The organism is Comamonas sp. JNW (genome assembly GCF_003105075.1).
GTDB classification, from domain to species: domain Bacteria; phylum Pseudomonadota; class Gammaproteobacteria; order Burkholderiales; family Burkholderiaceae_C; genus Comamonas; species Comamonas squillarum.
In genome coordinates, this window is record NZ_QETI01000004.1 from 147629 (window position 1) to 169495 (window position 21867).

General features: G+C 62.5%; 16 protein-coding genes. 12 read left to right on the forward strand and 4 right to left on the reverse strand.

The annotated features are described in order from the left end of the window. Positions 1-174: 174 nt before the first annotated feature. Complete coding sequence (locus tag DCO45_RS08180) at positions 175-1347, reverse strand: NADH:flavin oxidoreductase/NADH oxidase (RefSeq protein ID WP_116925382.1); 1173 nt, start codon at positions 1345-1347, stop codon at positions 175-177. Positions 1348-2255: 908 nt separating this feature from the next. Here DCO45_RS08180 and iteA point away from each other — a divergent pair. The 6 genes from iteA (at position 2256) to DCO45_RS08215 (ending at position 10240) form a co-directional block, all read left to right on the forward strand. Beyond that, a complete protein-coding gene (gene iteA / locus DCO45_RS08190) occupies positions 2256-3425 on the forward strand; it encodes an anti-phage ATPase IteA (RefSeq protein ID WP_243419291.1) in 1170 nt (389 codons plus the stop codon). Next, the gene (gene iteS / locus DCO45_RS08195) at positions 3397-5646 is read left to right on the forward strand and encodes a S8 family anti-phage peptidase IteS (protein WP_116925384.1); all 2250 of its coding nucleotides are present in this window, start codon (positions 3397-3399) and stop codon (positions 5644-5646) included. Before iteA ends, iteS begins: the two co-directional genes overlap by 29 nt. Positions 5647-6101: 455 nt before the next feature. Next, positions 6102-6641: a cysteine hydrolase family protein gene (locus tag DCO45_RS08200; protein ID WP_116925385.1), complete on the forward strand. Its 540-nt coding sequence runs from the start codon at positions 6102-6104 to the stop codon at positions 6639-6641. A 250-nt stretch (positions 6642-6891) separates the two neighbouring features. Beyond that, a complete protein-coding gene (locus tag DCO45_RS08205; protein WP_116925386.1) occupies positions 6892-7848 on the forward strand; it encodes a sulfurtransferase in 957 nt (318 codons plus the stop codon). A gap of 91 nt (positions 7849-7939) precedes the next feature. Further along, positions 7940-9220, forward strand: a complete 1281-nt coding sequence (locus tag DCO45_RS08210; protein WP_116925387.1) for a YeeE/YedE family protein — start codon at positions 7940-7942, stop codon at positions 9218-9220. 153 nt (positions 9221-9373) lie between these two features. Then, positions 9374-10240: a methylglyoxal synthase gene (locus DCO45_RS08215; RefSeq protein ID WP_116925388.1), complete on the forward strand. Its 867-nt coding sequence runs from the start codon at positions 9374-9376 to the stop codon at positions 10238-10240. Positions 10241-10258: 18 nt separating this feature from the next. Here DCO45_RS08215 and DCO45_RS08220 read toward each other — a convergent pair whose 3' ends face one another. Both DCO45_RS08220 and DCO45_RS08225 read right to left on the reverse strand, forming a co-directional pair. After that, complete coding sequence (locus DCO45_RS08220) at positions 10259-10675, reverse strand: VOC family protein (protein WP_116925389.1); 417 nt, start codon at positions 10673-10675, stop codon at positions 10259-10261. A 149-nt stretch (positions 10676-10824) separates the two neighbouring features. Beyond that, a complete protein-coding gene (locus tag DCO45_RS08225; RefSeq protein ID WP_116925390.1) occupies positions 10825-12432 on the reverse strand; it encodes an alkaline phosphatase D family protein in 1608 nt (535 codons plus the stop codon). 311 nt (positions 12433-12743) lie between these two features. On the opposite strand from DCO45_RS08225, the gene DCO45_RS08230 reads away from it, so the two are divergent. The 3 genes from DCO45_RS08230 to DCO45_RS08240 all read left to right on the forward strand — a co-directional run bounded on the left by DCO45_RS08230 (position 12744) and on the right by DCO45_RS08240 (position 16712). Continuing rightward, positions 12744-14105, forward strand: coding sequence for an aspartate aminotransferase family protein (locus DCO45_RS08230; protein ID WP_116925391.1), 1362 nt, complete (start codon positions 12744-12746; stop codon positions 14103-14105). Positions 14106-14214: 109 nt separating this feature from the next. Then, positions 14215-15732 (forward strand): CoA-acylating methylmalonate-semialdehyde dehydrogenase, encoded by a 1518-nt coding sequence (locus DCO45_RS08235; RefSeq protein ID WP_116925392.1) that lies wholly within the window; start codon positions 14215-14217, stop codon positions 15730-15732. A gap of 89 nt (positions 15733-15821) precedes the next feature. After that, on the forward strand, positions 15822-16712 hold the full coding sequence (locus DCO45_RS08240; RefSeq protein ID WP_116925393.1) for an IclR family transcriptional regulator: 891 nt from the start codon (positions 15822-15824) through the stop codon (positions 16710-16712). A 60-nt stretch (positions 16713-16772) separates the two neighbouring features. Here DCO45_RS08240 and DCO45_RS08245 read toward each other — a convergent pair whose 3' ends face one another. Further along, positions 16773-18026: a Zn-dependent hydrolase gene (locus tag DCO45_RS08245; protein WP_116925394.1), complete on the reverse strand. Its 1254-nt coding sequence runs from the start codon at positions 18024-18026 to the stop codon at positions 16773-16775. A 162-nt stretch (positions 18027-18188) separates the two neighbouring features. On the opposite strand from DCO45_RS08245, the gene DCO45_RS08250 reads away from it, so the two are divergent. From DCO45_RS08250 to DCO45_RS08260, 3 genes are all read left to right on the forward strand, one after another. Continuing rightward, on the forward strand, positions 18189-19859 hold the full coding sequence (locus DCO45_RS08250) for an ABC transporter substrate-binding protein (RefSeq protein WP_116925395.1): 1671 nt from the start codon (positions 18189-18191) through the stop codon (positions 19857-19859). A 126-nt stretch (positions 19860-19985) separates the two neighbouring features. Continuing rightward, positions 19986-20936, forward strand: a complete 951-nt coding sequence (locus tag DCO45_RS08255) for an ABC transporter permease (RefSeq protein WP_021024900.1) — start codon at positions 19986-19988, stop codon at positions 20934-20936. Between the two features lie 27 nt (positions 20937-20963). Further along, positions 20964-21866 (forward strand): ABC transporter permease, encoded by a 903-nt coding sequence (locus DCO45_RS08260; RefSeq protein WP_116925396.1) that lies wholly within the window; start codon positions 20964-20966, stop codon positions 21864-21866. Position 21867 lies beyond the last annotated feature (1 nt).

A 21867-nucleotide genomic window follows, 5' to 3' on the forward strand; every position in this document is an offset into this window, starting at 1 on the left:
GAACGTGTTTAGAACCGCTTACACGGCCCAGCAAACCGAAGGTTTGAGGTTGAGGCTGGGCGCCCCCGACTGGGCGCCCCCGACGAGGCGCCAAGCCGCAGGCAGTACAGAAGTACGACAAGGGTTGGCGCGGCCGGCGAGGCAACGACGTATCAAGGGTTGTGTGAGTGGCTCTTAGCGCACGCCTACCGCTGCGCCACGGAACAGCTTGCTGTACTCACGCGGCTGGCTGCGCCAGTACTGGCGCGGTGCATCCACCTGTGCGCCCAGGCTGGCGGCCGCATGCCAGGGCCAGCGCGGGTCGTACAAGGCGGCGCGGCCAATGGCGACGGCATCGGCCTGGCCCGAGGCCACAATGTGCTCGGCCTGCGCAGGCTCGGTCACCAAGCCGACGGCAATCGTGGTCAGGCCGGTGGCCTGTTTGATGGCCTCGGCAAAACCCACCTGGTAGCCCGGCTGCACGGGGATCTGCTGGGCAGTCGACAGCCCGCCGGAGGACACATGGATGGCGCTGCAACCCAGCGCCTTCAGCCCCTGGGCCAGCGCGATCGAGCCATCGATATCCCAGCCGCCCGGCGCCCAATCCGATGCCGAGATACGCACCCACACCGGCTTGGCCGAAGGCACGGCCGCGCGCACGGCGGCAAACAGCTCCAGCGGGTAGCGCAGGCGGTTCTCCAGGCTGCCGCCGTAGGCATCGTTGCGGCTGTTCGATAGCGGAGAGAGGAACTCGTGCAGCAAGTAGCCATGGGCCATGTGGATCTCGATGCCATCAATGCCCAGCGCATCGGCCGCCTTGGCCGCTGCCACAAACGCATCCTTCACCTCTGCCAGCTCGGCAGGCGTCATCTCCGCCGGCGGCACCTCGCCCGCCGCATGGGCAATCGCCGAAGGCGCCTGCGCCACCCAACCCCGGGGCGCATCGGGCGCAATCTGCGCAGCGCCTTCCCAAGGCAAATGGCTGGACGCCTTGCGGCCCGCATGGGCCAGCTGAATGGCCACCGGAATGTCCGAGAGCTTGCGCAGCGACCCCATCAGCCGCCCCAGCGCCTGTTGGTTGTCATCCGAATAGATACCCAGGTCCTTATCAGTAATACGCCCCACCGCCGACACCGCCGTGGCCTCCAGCACCAGCATGCCCGCGCCCGATACGGCCAGGCTGCCGTAGTGCATCAAATGCCAGTCATTGGCATTGCCTTCTTGCGCCGAGTACTGGCACATCGGGGCGATGACGATGCGGTTGGGGAGGGTGAGCTGGGAGAGCGTGAGGGGTTGGAACAGCTGCGAAGGGGCAGCGTGGCTGGAGGCGGCAGGCGTGGCCAGCGAAGGGTCGGTGGTTCTTTGCATGGGTGGGTGTCCGGTTGGTCATCGCGCTGTGGCTAGAAACTACAGCAGCAGAGCTTGCGCTGCGCAGCTGCATCGACAGGTTACTGGAACAGCGTGCAGCGTAGTCCCATATTCCGAGCATAGTGTTGTGGATGATAGGAAAGACTTGACCTGCAAGGGCATAAGGATGAGGGTCGTGCACGCACCAGTTTTTGGTGCTCGCACTCGATATGCGGCTCGTGTACAGCATTAATCTGCCCTGCATGCCTGTAGTGACTCGCTGAGGATTTGTCGGTGGAAGTCTAAGCGAGCAGTCGGTACCCAACGCATGGAGATCAGCCAAGCACCGCTAGACATCTGTGCGATAGCTGCGAGTGCTAATGACGCTTGGCAATCATTGCGGTCGTGGTCTATCCGGCGGCCCTACTGGACCACCGAGATCGACCTCCCGAGCGTCTGATCACGACACGATAGTAGGAGCCTGCACCTGACGATATGCAACATTTGCTGTGCTGCAGATGAAGCCATCACGCAAACGTACTCATATCTTTGCTGTATATAAAAACAGTATCTGTCTATGATGGTGACTGAGCGCAGTCGATTGCCTGTCTGGATCGCTAGCTCGTTAGTACAGCGACGATTTTTCGAACGCAAGGCCGACCTGTTGCTAGTAGGTTTGGCCATGGAGTGTCCGGGCTTCACATTAGGGAGAGTCAATGAGACTGCCGGCTTAATCCAAATCTTAGATCTGAGCTGGTCCATCAACTTCCGCGACGTGCAGTCTTCACTTGAGCCGTTGATCGTCGAGAGATAAAGAGTTCTCAGTGCGGAATTCGGATCAAAATTGGAAAAATCATCATTTTTCTTATGATGAAGCGGATCATAATTGGTTTTAATCGGATCAAATATGAATTAAACTGGATCATTTTTTGGAAATCACAGTGGAACACCTTTCCGAAATTCTCAAAATCCTTGACGGTGCCCTGAAGTCCAATCAGTCCATGGCAACGAACTACGCAGGCCTGTTGGCAGACAAGTTGGAGCGTGATGGGAGCCGTCGTGAGGCTGCAGCCATCCGTGAACGCCTCGCGCGTGTACCCTCGGCACTTGTCGCGGCACAACGAGGCATCCATGAGGATCTGCCTGGCAACCTTCCTGTGGATGGAGACAGTCGACTCAACACTGTTGATGTGAGTCGACCAGTACGCGGTGATATCCAAGTCCTGCTGCCTAGTGGTTTGCAGGCTCGAATACAGGATTTTTTGTCTGCCATCCTCTTCCGCGACAAGCTTTTGGCCGCTGGTGTTTCCCAACCCAATCGATTGATCATGCATGGTCCACCTGGCACTGGGAAGACCCAGACTGCGCGTTGGATTGCAGGAGAGCTGCAGCTACCACTGCTGACAGTCCGGTGCGATACCCTTATCAGCAGTTTGCTGGGACAAACAAGCCGTAACTTAAGACGTGTTTTCGACTATGCCCAGGAAGTGCCCTGCGTGCTTTTTCTGGATGAATTTGACGCTTTGGGCACTGCGCGTGGTAACCAGCGCGATGTAGGTGAGTTGCAGCGAGTGGTGATTGCGTTGTTGCAGAACATTGATGCGTTGCCAGAAGAAGCTATTTTGCTGGCAGCGACCAATCACGACCAATTGCTGGACTACGCAATATGGCGAAGGTTCACTTTTCGCTTGGCTATGCCGCTACCCGATGTCGAATTACGTCAACGTCTATGGGAACAGTTTCTAGGCTCAGATGCAGTATCTGCCCAAAGTTTTAAGGAGCTAGCCGAAAGATCAGAAGGTTTGTCCGGAGCGGCGATCCAGCAAGTGTCTTTAGACGCAAAACGCACCGCAATCCTCTCAGGAGTAATGAATGTCGAGGAAGTCGAGATATTTCGCCGTTTAGGCCTTACAGTAGCGATGGGTGAAGAGCTACGACTTCACAGTGTGCAGTCTGAGATTCAGTGGCTGCGGCGCTGGTATCCAAAGTTCTTTTCTCAAAGAGTCTTGGCTGCTGCATATGGCATATCGCTGCGCCAAGTTAGAAATTCGCTAGGGGAAAAGGGTGACTATGGCGACAAAGGAGTTGACAGCGCTTAGTGCGCGTAATGCCAATCCATTTCAACGAATTCCGTTTCAACCATCAGATCTTTCCGCACCGGAAAACGGTGGGGGTGGTAGCAAGGAGCTTGTACCCGTAACTAAGGAGTATAGGGCTGCTTTAATCGGCGCGTTGGCGACAGCAGCAAAGAAACTGAAGCCTGAGATTGCAATCCATCCGGCATCTCCAGGCGTTTTGATCTTCAAGTTACGTGATAATGCAATTGCAAAATCTCATCGGCCTAACACTCTCGCGGCCGAGGCGGGGCTGCAATTAGCAGGTGTCGCTCGCATTGAAGAGATGCTTGTTGCTGCTAATGCAGCAAGCATCCACGCTCTCGCCGGTGTAATCAATAGCCGGAACACAAAAATGATTCGGGCCAACCTTTCAGCTATAGATACGATCTTAGCTTGGGATCAAACTAGGCGTATTACAGTGCCTGTTTCAGAGTTGCGAAAGCGAGGAAGGGCATTGCTCAGCCTATTTCGTTTCAACGCTGCTGATGCCACGGCACGCAATGTCGATGCGCTACGGAACTTGCTCCATCGGTTCAATGTTCAAGCCGATGAACTGGTTCAGAGATGGGGACCACCAATATTTCGCGTGGAAATGGACGCAATCAGCAATGAGGCTCTTGAAGTGCTCAGCGCTTTCCCCGGGCTGCGATCAATTTTTCCTGAGCCAAGAGCCTATTCCGCTGCCACTATTGCTGGCGTTGCCCCCGGTCCGATTCCGCCGCCAATTGCAGGTGTGCAGTTGCCAGTTATTGGGGTTTTTGATACTGGAGCTTCGGCTGGCGCGACCAGCCTGCAGCCCTGGATTTCTAGCTCTGAGCCCTACGTTCTGCCCCCTGACACGGACTATGTTCATGGCACGGCAGTAGCATCCCTTATCGCAGGCGGAAAATCATTGAACGGGGCCCATGCATGGTTACCCTCTACACCGTGCCAAATTCACGATGTATGCGGTTTGGAGGCTGCTGGAGGCAATTCCTCTGACCTTGTCATCCGGCTCTCTAACGCTATTCGCAAGGCGCCCCATGTGAAAGTATGGAATTTGTCGTTGGGTGCGGGCCAAATCGGTGACCATGAATTCAGCTACTTTGCACAACAACTCGATGCACTTAGTGATGAGCACAAAGTTCTTTTTGTCGTCGCGGCTGGCAACTATCTTGATCTGCCCCGGAGAGGCTGGCCAGCCAGTCCCAGCTTGCAAGACCGCCTGAGTAGTCCAGGGGATTCTGTGCGCGCCCTTACTGTCGGATCGATTGCTCACTTGGATGCGCCAGGCGCGATGGTTGCGGCGGGCGAGCCCGCTCCATACTCTCGCCGAGGACCAGGACCAGTGTTTACACCTAAGCCTGATCTGGTGCATGCTGGCGGTGGCGTTCATTCAGCTTGGAACGCGGGCGCCAGTAGCATTCAGGTGCTCGCCACGACGAACGCACCTTACGGCAACTTTGGAACAAGCTTTGCAGCACCGATCGTGTCATCAGTTGCGGGACACGTTTGGCAGAGCCTTGAGGGCAGGAGAAATGTTGATGTAGCGCCCCACATCGTCAAGGCTTTGCTCATCCATGCGGCAAGATTGGCATCTCCTGACTACAGTGCTCACGAGCGCCGCTACTATGGAGGTGGAATACCGAAGGATGCGCTGTCAGCCCTCTACGACACCGATGACTGTTTCACCATGATGTTTGAAGCATTGGTGGTACCAGGCTTTAAGTGGCGAAAAACGCCCTACCCAATCCCTGCCTCACTTTTGCACAACGGCAAGCTTCGCGCGGAAGTCATCATCACAGCCGTGTACTCTCCACCACTTGATCCAAACTCGGGGGCTGAGTATGTCCGTGCAAATGTAAGTGTGAGCTTTGGTGTTCTGGAAAGCGGCAAGATTAAGGGAAAAGTGCCGATGGAGGGTGAGCAGGGCACCGATGGCTACGAGGCAGCGCAGATTGAGCATGGAGGTAAATGGTCACCTGTCAAACTCCATCGCAAGCAGTTTTCTCAGGGAGTCGCTGGTGATCAGTGGGCAATTCAGTTGGAAGCATTGTTACGCGCCAACGAGCCACCGCTTGCGGAGCCTATGAACGTCGCTCTAATCGTAAGTTTGCGCTCGGTTGACGGAAATACTCAAGTGCATGCCGATGGCATCCGCGCACTCGTTGCCTCCAACTGGGTTCACGATCAATTGCCTGTGCGTGTGCCAGTCACGGTTTAAAGGCTACGATTTCCTCTTGGCTGCGTTGCGACGGCAGAGAGGGGGCGCTCACCACCTGCGAAGATATTTTTGAGGAGAGTATGTTTAGATTGGTCGATTGAAAAAATTCAATAACTGTTAACGTGGCCTGGCCCGAGTCTCAGGCCTGTTAACTTGCAAATGTGCGCGGAACATTTAAGTGCAGAAAGTCATAGGCCAGTTCAAAAATTGTTGATTCTGCTACCCTCAAGCGCCTCAGAGAATTCCCTCGCTGCGCCCTTCAATGCCAGGCGAAAGTGATACCGAGCTGATGTCGCGATTTTCGTCTGAGGCAGTGATTGTTGAATTGGTCCGTTGAATCGACAGCTTTAGCTGACCTAGATCTGGAGCTCCCGAGAGAAGCCGACGTAGCCGTCGTAGAGTGCGCTAGTAAACAATCCAAAAACCCTGCCTGTCCTCGCAACAGTACCTCCCCCATGCCCGCCCTCCTCCTAATAGACATCCAACAATCCCTCTGCACCGGCCCCAACGCCGCCTGGGATTGCCCCACCCTGATCGCCCGCATCAACCAGGTCACCGCCGCAGCACGCCAGGCCAACACCCCCATCATCTGGGTGCGCCACGCCGAGCCTGGTCTGGAAACCGGCACCCCAGGATGGCAATTGGCCGAGGGCCTGCAGGTGGAGAGCAGCGACCTGACCCTGGACAAAACCACCGGCGATGCGTTCTGGAAAACGGACCTGCTGCCCATGCTGCAAAACCTGGGTGTGCAGGAGCTGGTGATAGGCGGCATGCACACGGAGTACTGCGTGGATGTGACCACGCGCGCGGCGCTGCGCCATGGCTACCCGGTGGTGCTGCTGGAGGATGCGCACACCACTTGCGGCAATGCCGCCGTCACGCCGCAGCAGGTGATTGCGCACCACAACATCACCCTCAGCAGCACCAGCAGCTTTGGGCCGCGTGCGCGGCTGCAGACGGCGCAGCAGTGGGCGGACTCGGTCAGCCAGGCTTGAGAAAACCCGGCTTGGCTGGGGTTAGCCCAAGGCGCTAGGGAGGCGTTCTAGCTCCCAAAGTGGAAGCAGCCCAGCCCAGTGCAGGCTGGTGCTGCACCGATGCCCTTCATGCTTGGCCCCTGTCAAGCGCGCAGATCACATATGCATCTGCGCATTCCTCAGTTGGAGTAGCTGCTTGCAACATGCACAGTGCAAGCAGGCCCTGCCGTGATGGCAGCCTTTTCTCCCATGACCTGAAGGACGACACAGCATGACTATCCGCACAGCAGCGCCTTGGCGCGTTTTGATTGCCGGCACCATCGCGGCAACCGTTTGGGGCGCAAGCCCTGCTTTTGCCAACACGCCGCAAGCGGTGCCTGCGGGCGCGCTGGTCAGCACCGAATGGCTGGCGGCCAACCTGCAGCGGCCCGATGTGCGGGTGATCGAGGTCAGCGTGAACCCGGGGCTGTACGAGCGGGCGCATATTCCGGGGGCGGTCAACTTCTCCTGGCACAACGATCTGAATGACAAGGTGCGCCGCGACATTGTCAGCAAGGAGGCGTTTGAGCAATTGCTGTCCAAGGGAGGGGTGAGCGACAACACCACCGTGGTGCTCTACGGCGACACCAACAACTGGTTTGCGGCCTGGGGCGCCTGGGTGTTTGATGTGTATGGCGTCAAGAACGTGAAGCTGCTCGACGGCGGCCGCAAGAAGTGGGAGGCCGAGAACCGTGCGCTGAACAACCGCGCGCCGGACTACGCCGCCACCACCTACCGCGTGGGGAAGGTCAACACCGATTTGCGGGCCCGCCTGGGCGATGCGCTGGCGGCGGTGGAGGGCAAGGGCGCCACGCAACTGGTGGATATCCGCTCGGCCGACGAATACCAGGGCAAGGTGTTTGCGCCGGCCGGCGTGCCGGAGCTGTCGATCCGTGCCGGCCATATCCCTGGCGCGGTGAATGTGCCCTGGGGCAAGGCGGTCAATGAGGACGGCACCTTCAAATCGCGGGCCGATCTGCAAAAGCTCTATGCCGATGCCGGCATCGACGGCAGCAAGCCCATCATCACCTACTGCCGCATTGGCGAGCGCAGCAGCCACACCTGGTTTGCGCTCAGCAAGATCCTGGGCTACCAGGTGAAGAACTATGACGGCTCCTGGACCGAATACGGCAACAGCGTCGGCGTGCCGATCAACAACCCGGCCGGCACGATCTGGGCTGCCAAGTAAGCCGATTCTTTGGTGTATTGAATGTCTCCGCATGGGCTCGGTCCTGTGTTCACTGCCCGCCTAGCGCGGGCATTTTTTTGGATGGAATGCCATGACTGATTCCAGCGTGGGTTTGGGAGGTGCGGGCAGCGCTGCCGGGCAGCGTGCGGCCGGGGCTGTCAGCGCTGCGAGCGCTTATTGGCAGCCGGTGGCGGCCGCCGTGCTGCTGCTGGCGCTTTGGCCATTGCAGCAGACCTTGCTGCAGCGCGATGGCGGGCGCACCCTGGTGTTTGCGCTGGCCATTGGCCTGGCGCTGGGCGTGGTGCTGCAGCGCTCGCGCTTTTGCTTTTACTGCCATGCGCGCGATTGGCTGCAGCGCGATGACCCGCGCGGGATTTTGGCGATCATTCTGGCGCTGGCCGTGGGCGTGGTGGGCATGACCGTGGTGCAAAGCAGCTGGGTGCCCAACCCGCAGGCGGGGCAGTTGCCGCCGGATATGCACATTGGCCCGGTGAGCTGGGTGCTGGTGCTGGCGGGCCTGGCTTTTGGGGCGGGCATGCTGGTGTCGGGCTCCTGCATCAGCGCGCACTGGTACCGGCTGGCAGAGGGATCGGCCGCATCGCCATTTGCGCTGCTGGGCACGGCGCTGGGTTTTGCGCTGGGCTTTCAGACCTGGAACCCGCTCTACAGCCTGGCGGTGGCCGATGCGCCCGTCGTCTGGCTGCCGCAGCACCTGGGCTATGGCGGCGCGCTGCTGCTGCAGCTGGGCGTGCTGGCGGCTTGGGCCGCCTGGGTGTGGCAGCGCCATGTGCAGCAGCGCCAGCGCAGTTTGCCGCTGCCTGCAGTACCCGCAACGGCTGCGCCGCGCAGCGTGACTGCGCTGTGGCGCAGCCTGTGGCAAGGGCGCTGGAACTATGCCTTGGGCGGCCTGCTGGTGGGGCTGATTGCCACCGCCGCCATTGTGCGCATGCGGCCCCTGGGCGTGACGGCCTTGATCGGCAGCCAGGTGCGCGGCGCGCTGCAAGGCCAAGGCTGGGTGCCTGAGCGGCTCAATGGCCTCGATGGCTTTGCCGGCTGCGCCACCTTGCCCGCGGCGACCTGGGCCACGCCCAATGCGCTGGTGCTGCTGGGCTTGCTGGCCGGCGCGTTTATCGCCGCCTTTGCCAGCCGCCAGTTCCGCCCGCGCCTGCCCACCGGGCGCGATGCGGGCCGGGGTTTGCTCGGCGGTGTGCTGCTGGGCTGGGGTGCTATGACGGGTATTGGTTGCACCGTGGGCACCTTGTTGTCTGGCGGCATGGCGGGTGCGCTGAGCGGCTGGGTGTTTGGCGCGGCCATGCTGCTGGTGCTGTGGCTGGGGTTACGGCTGCAGACCTGGTGGGGCAGCCGGGCTTGATCGCCGATTGCATGCGATGAAGCCGCTTGGCGGCGATGACCAAGCGCTATGGTTTTAGTAGCGTATTGGGCCAGCGCGCCAGTCGGCTGTCATACCCACAGTGTGGTTTTGGCGCTATATTTCCAGTCGCTTGCCACACCCACGGGATCGACCATGCTTTTAGGCCTTGCCGCCAACCGTTTGCACCACCAGAACGAAGATGCTGCGCTGTTCAGTTTTTTGCGCGCCTGCGAGCAGGGGATTCGGGAGCTGAACATCGGGTTCCATGCGGTGGGCCGCACCTATGACGCGATTGCAGCGGCAGAAATGCTCAAAGGCCACAAGGGTATGGTGCGCTACCCCTATGGCCGCGAAGGCGGCCTGATGAAGCTGGTGGCCGAGGTCGTGGGCATGCCCGGTGACAACCGCGTGCTCGATGGCGCGATCTACCTGATCGATCCGGTGGACCCCTCGTCGATCTTCCCTGAAGCACTGGCCTTGAAGCGCCAGTGCGTGATCCATGGCAAACCCTTTATCTCAACAGCCGCCAGCGCACGCGACTGGGTGGAGATGGAGCGCATCCACGCTGGGTTGGCGCCCGACCGCCATGCCGACCGCCTGCACGACTATGGCAACCAAACCCTGGCGCTGATTGCGCATGATGCGATGAAGCCGGCGATGCTGGAGTTTTGCGAGCGCAATTTTGCGCTGCTCTCGCGCTACCGCCGCCGCGTGGGCACCGGCACCACCGGCCAAAAGCTCAACGAGCTGGCCTGGAGCAAGGGCTGGCCGGCTGACAAGCCCTGGGTGGACCGCTTCAACAGCGGCCCGCTGGGGGGTGACGCACAAATTGCCGACCTGGTGCTGGAGCGCCGCTGCCAGCGCGCGATCTTCTTTGAAGATCCGCATGTGGCCCGCCAGCATGAGGCCGATATCCAGCTGCTGGAGCGCGCGGTGACGACCGTCACCCAGGAGGTGGTGTGCATGACCTCGCCAGCGGTGGCTCAGCGCTGGTGCGATGCGGCCGTTAAGCGGGCGTAGGCACTCGCCTATCGGCGGTTAGTCTGCTTTTACCGTGTCAGTCACCTCGTTCGCGACCTCGATCAGGTTCTCATCGGGGTCGTAGAAATACAGCGATTGCAGCGTGGCCTGCGCACCCGTCGCGCGCACCGGCCCCTGCACGATGGCGACCTGCTCGCGCTGCAGGTGGGCGATGACATCGGCCAAGGGCATGCGGGTCAGAAAGCAGACATCGGCAGAGCCAGGGGTTGCATGCTTCACGTTCGGGTCGACGACATTACCGACCTCGTGCAGGTTGATTTTTTGCCGGCCAAAGTGCAGTGCATAACGGCCGGGCTTGAACTCCTGGGCCTCCATGCCCAGCACCCGCTCGTAAAAGGCAATGCTGCGCGGGATGCTGTGCACGGTGAGCACCAGGTGGTCCAGGGCATCGACCAGAGAGGTGGTGGTAGGCATAGGGCTTGCTCCAAAGGTGGATTCCAGGGGGCAGTATGCGCCCAAGCTGGGCGGTGCTCTGTGCTGCGCGTTGCAAGCGGTGCCCATGTCAAAAAGCCGCAGCGCCCCATGGCGTCTGCGGCTGGCCGTTATGGCGCGCGGCCCGTGGCTCAGGCCTGCTGGGGCGCCAGCGTCTTGGTGTAGAGCGCGGCGCCGTTGAGGTCCTTGAGCACCACGGTCAGCGCGCGGCTTTGGTGGTCGATATCGAGCTGGCCAAAGAACTGGTAGCCCTCGCTGGGGGCGGAGTTGGCCTTGGGTGGCGCCTTGTGAAAGACGACATCAAGGCCAAAGGTCTGGTCGGCCTCATTGGGGCCAAAGCCGCCGGCATTGAGGGGGCCGGAGACAAATTCCCAGAACGGTGCGAAATCCTTGAACTGCGCGCGCTCGGGGCTGTAGTGGTGGGCGGCGGTGTAGTGCACATCGGCGGTGAGCCACACCACGTTGTGGATGCCCGCGTCCTTGATGCCCGTCAACAGGCGCGCCATCTCCAGCTCGCGCCCCTTGGGCACGCCGTGCTCGCCATTGGCAATGGCCTCCCACTGGTCGCGGCCTTGGGCGTCCTTGCCGTCGGGCACAAACAGGCCGATGGGCATGTCGGCGGCAATCAGCTTCCAGGTGGCGGTGCTGGCCTTGAGGCCCGCCAGCAGCCAGTCGAGCTGGGGGCGGCCGAGGAAGTCGGTCTCGGCGCTTTCGGCGGCCTGCAGGTTGTGGCTGTTGGGGCCACGGTAGCTGCGCATATCCAGCACAAAGATATCGGCCAGCGGGCCTTGGGGCAGGTGGCGGTAGACGCGCTGCTGCTCGGCCGCGCCAAAGGGGCGCATGGGCGCGTATTCCATAAAGGCGCGGCGGCCCCGGGCCGTGAGCAGCTGCACATTCTTTTCGGTATAGCGCTTGTCGTTGGCCACGCTCTTGCTGTCCGAGTAGTTGTTGGTCACCTCATGGTCGTCCCACTGCCAGATCTGTGCGACTTCGCTGCCCAGCGCGCGCACGTTGCGGTCCATCAGGTTGTAGCGGTAGCGGCCCCGGTACTCGTCCAGCGTCTCGGCCACCTTGGCGACCTGGGGCGTGACCAGGTTCTTCCAGGTGCTGCCATCGGGCAGCGCGACGGTCTCGGCGATGGGGCCATCGGCATAGATGGTGTCGCCGCTGTGCAAAAACACATCGGGGTTGGCTTTGCGCATCTCGTCATAGATGCGCATGCCGCCGATGTCCTCGTTGATGCCAAAGCCCTGGCCCACGGTGTCGCCGCTCCACACCAGGCGAAAAGGGCGGGTGGCAGGGCCCTGGCTGGCCAGCGGGGTGCGAAAGTGCCCCAGCACCGCCGGGCTGCGGGTGTTGCTGCTGGCCAGGTCATCGAGCAGCACGCGGTAGAAGATGTCCTGCCCGGCGGGCAGGCCCTGCAGATCGACGCGGCCGGTGCCATCGGTATCGGGCAGCAGATCGGGCCCGCGCACCAGCGTGCTTTGGGCAAAGTGGCTGGTGGTGGACCATTCCACGCGCATGCGCGCCTCGCGGCTGGCCCGCGCCCAGACGATGGCGCTGTGGGCCAGCACATCACCGCTTTGCAGGCCCGACAGCAGCATCGGCCGCGCGGCATCCTGGGTGATGGCGGCGGGGGCCGTTTGCGCGCGCAGGATGCCGGGCAGCAGGCCGGTGCCGGCGATGGCGGTGGAAGAGAGCAGAAAGCGGCGGCGCGCAGAGGGATCGTGGGAGGTCATGGGGTGGTAGCAATGGCAGAAAAACCGCCACGATAGCCGGGCTGTGTGACGCCGGGATGAAGCGTGAAACAGCGTGTAAACAAGCTCTGTGTCTGCATTCGAAGCTATTTATTCAGTAGCGCTTTTCAGGCAGAAGGGCCCTGCGTACGGGCGGGAGGAGCGGCGCGTATAGTGCGAATGCGTCACCCGCTTTACTTGCAAAATTCAGCAAGTGAGCTTTGATATGTCAATATTTGAATAAGAAAAGAACCGGCCCACAATCGCCTATCAACACTGGGAAAATGGGACGCCGCCGTTCCAAGGAGAAAACCATGAGCTTTGTGCAGATCGACGACCAAAACGCAGGCACCACGCTGCGCACCGATGCAGCCTGGCTGGACGCGCACTGGATGCCCTTCACCGGCAACCGCAACTTCAAGGCGCAGCCCCGCATGATCGTCAGCGGCCAGGGCGCCTACTACACCGATGCCGATGGCCGCAAGATTTTTGACGGCCTCTCGGGCCTGTGGTGCTCGGGCATCGGCCATGGCCGCAAGGAAGTGGCCGAGGCGATTGGCAAGGCGGCGTTGCAGCTCGATTACGCACCGGCTTTCCAGTTTGGCCACCCTGCCTCGTTTGCGCTGGCCAACAAGATCAAGGAGCACACGCCAGCAGGCCTGGACCATGTGTTCTTCACCGGCTCGGGCTCCGAAGCGGCCGACACCTCGCTCAAGATGGTGCGCGCCTACTGGCGCCTCAAAGGCCAGGCCGGCAAGACGGTGCTGGTGGGCCGCGAGAAGGGCTACCACGGCGTGAACTACGGCGGCATCTCGGTGGGCGGCATTGCCGGCAACCGCAAGATGTTTGGCCAGGGCATTGTGGCCGACCACCTGCCGCACACCCAGCCACCGGCCGGCACCTTCCAGAAGGGCATGTCCGATGAAGGCGGCCGCGCGCTGGCTGACAAGCTGCTCGATGTGATCGCGCTGCATGACGCCAGCAACATCGCCGCAGTGATCGTCGAGCCGTTCTCGGGCTCGGCCGGTGTGGTGATCCCGCCCAAGGGCTATCTGGAACGCATCCGCGAAATCTGCACGCAAAACGGCATTCTGCTGATTTTTGATGAGGTCATCACCGGCTTTGGCCGCTGCGGTGCCTGGACCGGTGCCGAAGCCTTTGGCGTGGTGCCCGACATCATGAACTTTGCCAAGCAGGTGACCAATGGCGCCCAGCCGCTCGGCGGCTGCGTGGTGACGAAAGAGATCTACGACACCTTCATGGCCGCAGGCGGCCCCGAGTACATGCTGGAGTTTGCCCACGGCTACACCTACTCGGCCCACCCGGTGGCCTGCGCGGCCGGTGTGGCTGTTATGGACATACTGGAAAAAGAAGACATGCCCGGCCGCGTCAAGGCGCTGGCGCCGTACTTTGAAAACGCTGTGCACAGCTTGAAGGGCGCCAAGCACATCGCCGACATCCGCAACTATGGCCTGGCTGCTGGCTTTACGATTGCCGCGCTGCCCGGCGAGCCGGCCAAGCGCCCCTATGAGATCGCAATGAAGTGCTGGGAAAAAGGCTTCTACGTGCGCTATGGTGGCGACACCATCCAGCTGGCGCCGCCCTTCATCAGCGAAAAGGCCGAGATCGACCGCCTGATCAACGCGCTGGGCGACGCGCTGGCTGAAACCAACTGATGGCGCGCCCCTGGCTGCTGGCGACGGTGACGCACCGGCCAGCAGCATTTTGCGTTCAGACCCGCGTTATTTCGCCCCCCATTTCGAGACATTTCCAAGAGAGACTTTGATGAACCACGACAAGAATGTGACGGCCACGGTAGGCCATTTGATCGACGGCAAGATCGTGCACGATGGCGGCCGCACGCAGCCGGTGTTCAACCCGGCGACGGGCCAATCGACGGTGAGCGTGGAGCTGGCCAGCAAGGCCACGGTGGAGGCAGCGATTGCCTCTGGCGAAAAGGCCTTCCCCGCCTGGCGCAATACGCCGCCGCTCAAGCGCGCGCGCATCATGGGCCAGCTCAAGGTGCTGCTGGAGCAGAACGCCGACAAGATCGCAGCGATGATCACCGCCGAGCACGGGAAGGTGCTGGCCGATGCGCATGGCGAGCTGCAACGCGGTATCGAGAACGTCGAGTTCGCCAGCTACGCGCCCGAGCTGCTCAAGGGCGAGCACAGCCGCAATGTGGGCCCCAATATCGACAGCTGGAGCGAGTTCCAGGCGCTGGGTGTGACGGCAGGCATCACGCCCTTCAACTTCCCCGCGATGGTGCCTTTGTGGATGTGGCCCATGGCCGTGGCCTGCGGCAATACCTTTGTGCTCAAGCCCTCCGAGCGCGATCCGACCAGCGCACTCTTCATTGCCCAGCTGGCGCAGGAGGCCGGCCTGCCACCGGGCGTGCTCAACGTCGTCAATGGTGACAAGGAAGCGGTCGACACCCTGCTGCATGACCCGCGCGTCAAGGCGGTGAGCTTTGTCGGATCGACCCCGATTGCAGAGTACATCTACGGCGAAGGCTGCAAAAACGGCAAGCGCGTGCAGGCGCTGGGCGGTGCCAAGAACCATGCGGTGGTGATGCCCGATGCCGACATCAGCAACGCCGTGACCGCGATGATGGGCGCCGCCTACGGCAGCTGCGGCGAGCGCTGCATGGCCGTGCCGCTGGTGGTGGCCGTGGGCGACGAGGTGGCTGAGCAGATGATTGCGGGTCTCAGCGCCGAGATCGCCAAGATGAAGGTGGGCCCGGGCACCGACAACGGCAATGACATGGGTCCGCTGATCACCAAGCCGCATTTCGAGAAGGTCAAGGCCTATGTGGACAGCGGTGTGCAAGAGGGCGCCAAGCTGCTGATCGACGGGCGCAGCCTGCAGGTGGCAGGCCATGAGGAAGGCTACTTCCTGGGCCCCTGCCTGTTCGACAACGTGCGCCCCGGCATGAAGATCTACCAGGAAGAGATCTTTGGCCCGGTGCTGGGCATTGTGCGGGTCAAGACCTTGCAGGAGGCGATGGACCTGATCAACGCGCACGAGTACGGCAACGGCACCTGCATCTTCACCCGCGATGGGGAAGCGGCCCGCTACTTCAGCGACCACATTCTGGTGGGCATGGTCGGCATCAATGTGCCGCTGCCGGTACCTGTGGCCTACCACTCGTTTGGCGGCTGGAAGCGCAGCCTGTTTGGTGACCTGCACGCCTACGGGCCTGACGCCGTGCGCTTCTACACCAAGCGCAAGACCATCACCCAGCGCTGGCCCAGCGCCGGTGTGCGCGACGGCGCGGTGTTCAGCTTCCCAAGCAGCCGCTAATACCTGGATGCAGCCGCCCCGCGAAGGGCCAGGCTGCAAGTTGGTGCGTTTCTTGCGAAGGCTGAGGCATTGCCCCCAGCCTTTGCACCATGCGCACCAGCACCGCCCACCGCCGATCGCCGGACACCGCCGCTTCAGCCGAAGCCGCAGCCCGCAGCACCTCCCCCAGCACGCCACCGGCACACCCATCGGTGGCGGCTTTGTCTGAGCCCGCCTCCGACAGCCTGTTCAACCTCTCGCTGGCCAAGGGCCTGCAGGTGCTGTGCGCCTTCAATGCCGCGCACCGCAGCATGACGCTGGCCGAGATTGCGCAGGCCGCCGGCATGACCAAGGCCTCAGCCCAGCGCTCGGTGCATACCTTGCAGGCGCTGGGCTATATTGGCAAGCACCCGAGTACGCGGCGCTTTGTGCTGCTGCCGCGCGTGGTGGAACTGGGTTTCAACTACCTGGAGGCGCACCCGATGATCAGCGCCGCCCACACCTATCTGGCGCAGCTGGCGCGGCAAAGCGGCGAGACGGCGACCCTGTCCGAGCCGGCGGGCACGCACATGGTCTACCTGGCCCAGGTGCTGACGACGCAGCACATCCCCGTGCTGACACCGGTGGGCACCCAGGTGCCGCTGTATGCCAGCAGCTGCGGGCGCGCCTACCTGAGCCAGCTGCCTGCGCCAGAGGCGCGCGCACTGCTGCAGCAGGCCCCGATGCCCGCGCGCACCCGCGCCACCTTGACGACGGTGGATGCCGTCATGGAGCGCCTGGCGCTGTGCCAGCAAACGGGCTATGCCACCAACTGCGAAGAGCTGTTTCTGGGCGACATGGGCATTGCCGCGCCGGTCTTCAATGCACGCGGCGTGGTCGTGGGTGCCATCCACCTGGCGCCGCCCACCAGCCGCTGGAACATGGCCGATGCCCAGCAGGCGCTGGCGCCGCTGGTGATTGAATGCGCGCGGGCGGTGTCGCAGCTATTGCCGGCTGACTAAAAACGCGGAGCCCGAGCGCTCCACGTTCTTCTACCGCTTTGATGGCCTTTCAGCGCCGCATCAAGCCACGCCGGCATGCGCCAGCATCGCATGCAGCAGCACATTGCAGCCAGCGGCCAGGTGCTCGGACTTGGCGTCCTCGATCTCGTTGTGGCTGATGCCATCCTTGCAGGGCACAAAGATCATCGCGGTGGGCGCGACGCTGTGCACATAGACGGCGTCATGGCCGGCGCCGCTGACGACCTCCATGTGGTCATAGCCCAAGGTGTCGGCCGCGCCACGCACGCTGGCCACGCAGTCGGGGTGGAAGATGCAGGGCGCAAAGCGCACCACCTGATCGATGGCCACCTCGCACTGGCACTGGGCAGCGAGGCGCGCAAACTCGGTGCGCATGGCGGCGTCCATCGCATCCAGCCCGGTCTGCGAGAGGTTGCGAAAATCGACGCTGAACTTGACCTGGCCGGGGATCACATTGCGGGAGTTGGGCAGCACCTGCAGATGGCCGACGGTGCCGCGCCCGTGCGGCGCCTGGTCCAGCGCAATGCGGTTGACGGCATCGACCATGCGGGCTGCGGCCAGCATCGCGTCATGGCGCAGGTCCATCGGCGTGGGGCCGGCATGGGCGTCCATGCCAGTGACGGTCACGTCATACCACTGCTGGCCCAGCGCGCCGCTGACGATGCCAATCGGCTTGTCATAGGCTTCCAGCACCGGGCCTTGCTCGATATGCGCTTCAAAGTAAGCGGCAAACGCGCCACCGGGCACATCACCGCAGGCCACATCGCCCAGGTAGCCGATGCGGGCGAGCTCAGCGCCGACGGTAATGCCTGCACCATCTTGTTGCGAGCGGATGTGGTCTGCACCAAAAATTCCCGCAAATGCACCAGAGCCCATCATCACCGGCGTGAAGCGCGTGCCCTCCTCGTTCATCCAGAAGGCCACTTCCAGCGGCGCAACGGTCTGGATGCCATGGCTGTTGAGCGTGCGCATCACCTCCAGCCCGGCGAGCACGCCGTAGTTGCCATCGAACTTGCCTCCGGTGGGCTGGGTGTCGATATGGCTGCCGGTGGCCACGGCGCGTGCCTGCGGATCGGTGCCGGGGCGGCGGCCAAACACATTGCCCACTTCGTCCACACGCACCTGCAGGCCTGCGTCGCGGAACCACTGCACCACCTGGTCGCGGCCGGCCTTGTCCTCGTCGGTCAAGGCGATGCGGCAGACACCGCCCTTGGGCGTGGCCCCTATCTGGGCGAGGTCCATCAGCGATTGCCAGAGGCGGTTTTCATCAATGCGCAGGTGGTCTATTGGGGTCATGCGGGTACTCCTGGGTTGAGGCGAACAATGCGCAGAGCGTTCGCATAAAGCATGCCAAAAATATCGATGAATCAAACACTTGTATCGATTATCGATATGTGTGATGTGGCACGCAGCTTGCTTTGGACTTGTCATCCCCCCACTCCTTGGAAAGGTCCTGTGATGCAAGCGTCTTCCGGTTTCTCCGTCTTCCGTCCCGCGCTCAAAAGCCTGGCTCTGGCTGTCACCCTGGCGCTGGGCGCGGGAGCTGCCATGGCCCAGGAAAAGGTGCTGCGCATTGCGATGACTGCGGGCGATATCCCGCGCACCTCGGGCCAGCCCGACCAGGGTTTTGAGGGCAACCGTTTTACCGGCATCCCGATGTATGACGCGCTGACCCAGTGGGACCTGAGCAAGGCCGACAAGCCCAGCGAGCTGGTGCCGGGCCTGGCGCTGTCCTGGGAGGTGGATGCCAAGGACAAGACCAAGTGGCTGTTCAAGCTGCGCCCCGGCGTCAAGTTCCACGATGGCAGCGCCTTCACGGCCGATGCCGTGGTCTGGAACGTGAACAAGGTGCTGGACAAGGAGGCCGAGCAGTTTGACCCGGCCCAGGTGGGCGTGACTGCCTCGCGCATGCCCACGCTCAAGTCCGCCAAGAAGATCGATGACCTGACCGTCGAGCTGACCACCACCGAGCCCGATTCCTTCTTGCCGATCAACCTGAGCAATCTGTTCATGGCCTCGCCCGCGCACTGGGCCAAGAAGCTGGCTGCAGTGCCGGCCTCCGTCAGCGGCAAGGCCGAGCGCAGCAAGGCCGCCTGGACGGCGTTTGCCGCCGACCCCTCGGGCACCGGCCCCTTCAAGGGCGCACGCCTGGTGCCGCGCGAGCGCTTCGAGATGGTCAAGAACAGCAGCTACTGGGACCCCAAGCGTACGCCGACCATCGACAAGGTGGTGCTGCTGCCGCTGCCCGAGGCCAACTCGCGCACTGCCGCGCTGATGAGCGGCCAGGTGGACTGGATCGAGGCGCCGGCGCCCGATGCGCTCGATGCCATCAAGGCACGCGGCTTCAAGGTCTACGCCAACCTGCAACCCCACATCTGGCCTTGGCAGTTTTCGTTTGTCGAGGGCTCGCCCTGGTTGGATAAGCGCGTGCGCCATGCCGCCAACCTCTGCGTGGACCGCGCCAGCATGAAGCAGCTCTTGAATGGCCAGATGGAGCCGGCTACCGGCATCTTTGAGCCCGGCCACCCCTGGCGCGGCAGCCCCAGCTTCCAGATCAAGTACGACGTGAAGGCCGCGCAGGCGCTGATGACGCAGGCCGGTTTCAGCGCCAGCAAGCCGATCAAGGTGAAGATCCAGACCTCCGCGTCGGGCTCGGGCCAGATGCAGCCGCTGCCGATGAACGAGTTCATCCAGCAGAACCTCAAGGAATGCTTCTTTGATGTGGAGTTCGACGTGGTGGAGTGGAACACGCTGTTCTCCGGCTGGCGCCTGGGCGCCAAGGACCCGGGCGCCAACAAGGCCAGTGCGACCAATGTGACGGCCGCCACCATGGACCCCTTCTTTGCGATGGTGCGCTTTGTCAGCACCAAGTCCTTCCCGCCGCTGTCCAACAACTGGGGCTTCTACAGCAACAAGCAGGTCGATGCGGTGGTGGACAAGGCCCGCACCACCTTTGATGCCAAGGAGCGCGACAAGGCCCTGGCCGAGCTGCACACCCTGGTGGTCGATGAGTCGCCCTTCCTGTTTGTGGCCCACGATGTAGGCCCGCGCGCCATGTCGGCCAAGGTTGGCCATGTGGTGCAGCCGCAAAGCTGGTTCATCGATATCGCAACGATGACGATGAAGTAAGCCGGGCGTCCCCGGGCATGCAGACCGGTGCTGAGACATCGCTGCATGCCGGGCGCAGGCCGATGGCCCAACCCGCCAGTGCGACCCCGCATGGTCCGCTTCTCCCCCACGAACCTCTGATCCGCCATGCTTGCCTACCTGTTCAGACGCATTGTCTACACCCTGCCCATCATGCTGGGCGTGGCCCTGCTGTGCTTTGCCCTGGTGCATATCGCGCCCGGCGACCCTCTGGTGTCGGTCTTGCCCGCCGATGCATCGGCCGAGCTGCAGGCCCAGATGCGCGAGCTCTATGGCTTTAACCGGCCGCTGCCCGAGCAGTTTCTGCGCTGGGTCTGGCGCGCGCTGCAGGGCGATCTGGGCCAGTCGATTGCCACCAGCCGGCCGGTGACCACCGAGGTGATGGCCGCCGTGGTCAACACCTTGCGCCTGGCCGTGGTGGCGACCTTGATCGGCTTTGTGCTGGGCAGCCTGTTTGGCTTTGTGGCGGGCTATTTCCGCAACTCCTGGGTGGACCGCAGCTGCTCGATGCTGTCGATGCTGGGCGTCAGCGTGCCGCACTACTGGCTGGGCATGGTGATGGTGATCGTCTTCTCATCGCAGCTGATGTGGCTGCCCGCGACGGGCGCGGGGCCGGGTGGCTCGGGCGACTGGGCCTGGGACTGGGCGCATGTGCAGTTCATGATCCTGCCGGCCATCACCATGTCGGTGATCCCCATGGGCATCATTGCGCGCACGGTGCGGGCGCTGGTGGCTGAGCTGCTGGACCAGGAGTTCATCCTCGGCCTCAAGGCCAAGGGCCTGGGCCATCTGGGCATCTTCCGCCATGTGCTCAAAAATGCAGCGCCCACGGCGCTGGCGGTGATGGGCCTGCAGCTGGGCTACCTGCTGGGCGGCTCCATCCTGATCGAGACCGTGTTCTCCTGGCCGGGCACCGGCTTTTTGCTCAACCAGGCCATCTTCCAGCGCGATCTGCCGCTGCTGCAGGGCTCCATCCTGGTGCTGGCCGTTTTCTTTGTGCTGCTCAACCTCATCATCGACGTGGTGCAGACCTTGCTCGATCCCCGCATCGCCCGCTGAGCGCAGATTTCTGGAGGTTCCGTCCCCATGACCAGTCTTTCCCTTCCCGATGCAGCAGCGGCCCAGGTGCAGCCGCTGCCGGCCCAGCGCTCACGCGGCTATTGGTCCTCGGTGCTGCAGCGCCTGCTGCGCGACCCGGTGGCCATGGGCGCGGCCGCCGTCATTGTGCTGCTGATTGTGGTGGCGGCGCTGGCGCCCTGGATCACGCCGTCCGACCCCTACCTGGCCTCCATGCTCAAGCGGCTCAAGCCCATCGGCACCGCGGGCCTGCCACTGGGCAGCGATGAGCTGGGCCGCGACATGCTCTCGCGCCTGATGATGGGCGCACGCCTGTCGCTGTTCATGGGCATCACCCCGGTGCTGTTGGCCTTTGTGATTGGCACGGGTATCGGCATTGTGGCCGGCTACGCGGGGGGGCGCACCAACACGGTGATCATGCGCACCATCGATGTGTTCTATGCCTTCCCCTCGGTGCTGCTGGCCATTGCGCTGTCGGGTGCGCTGGGCGCGGGCATCTTCAACTCGCTGGTGTCGCTGACGATTGTCTTTATCCCGCAGATCGCCCGCGTGGCCGAGAGCGTGACGGCCCAGGCCCGCAACCGCGACTATGTGGAGGCCGCGCGCGCCACTGGGGCCAGCGCCTTCACCATCGTGCGCGTGCATGTGCTGGGCAATGTGCTGGGCCCCATCTTTGTCTACGCCACCAGCCTGATTGCGGTGTCGATGATCCTGGCCTCGGGCCTGTCGTTTCTGGGCCTGGGTGTGAAGCCGCCCGAGCCCGAATGGGGCCTGATGCTCAACACCTTGCGCACGGCGATCTACACCCAGCCCTGGGTGGCGGCCTTGCCGGGGCTGATGATCTTCATCACCTCCATCTCCTTCAATCTGCTCTCCGATGGCCTGCGCACGGCCATGGACAACAAGGGGTAAG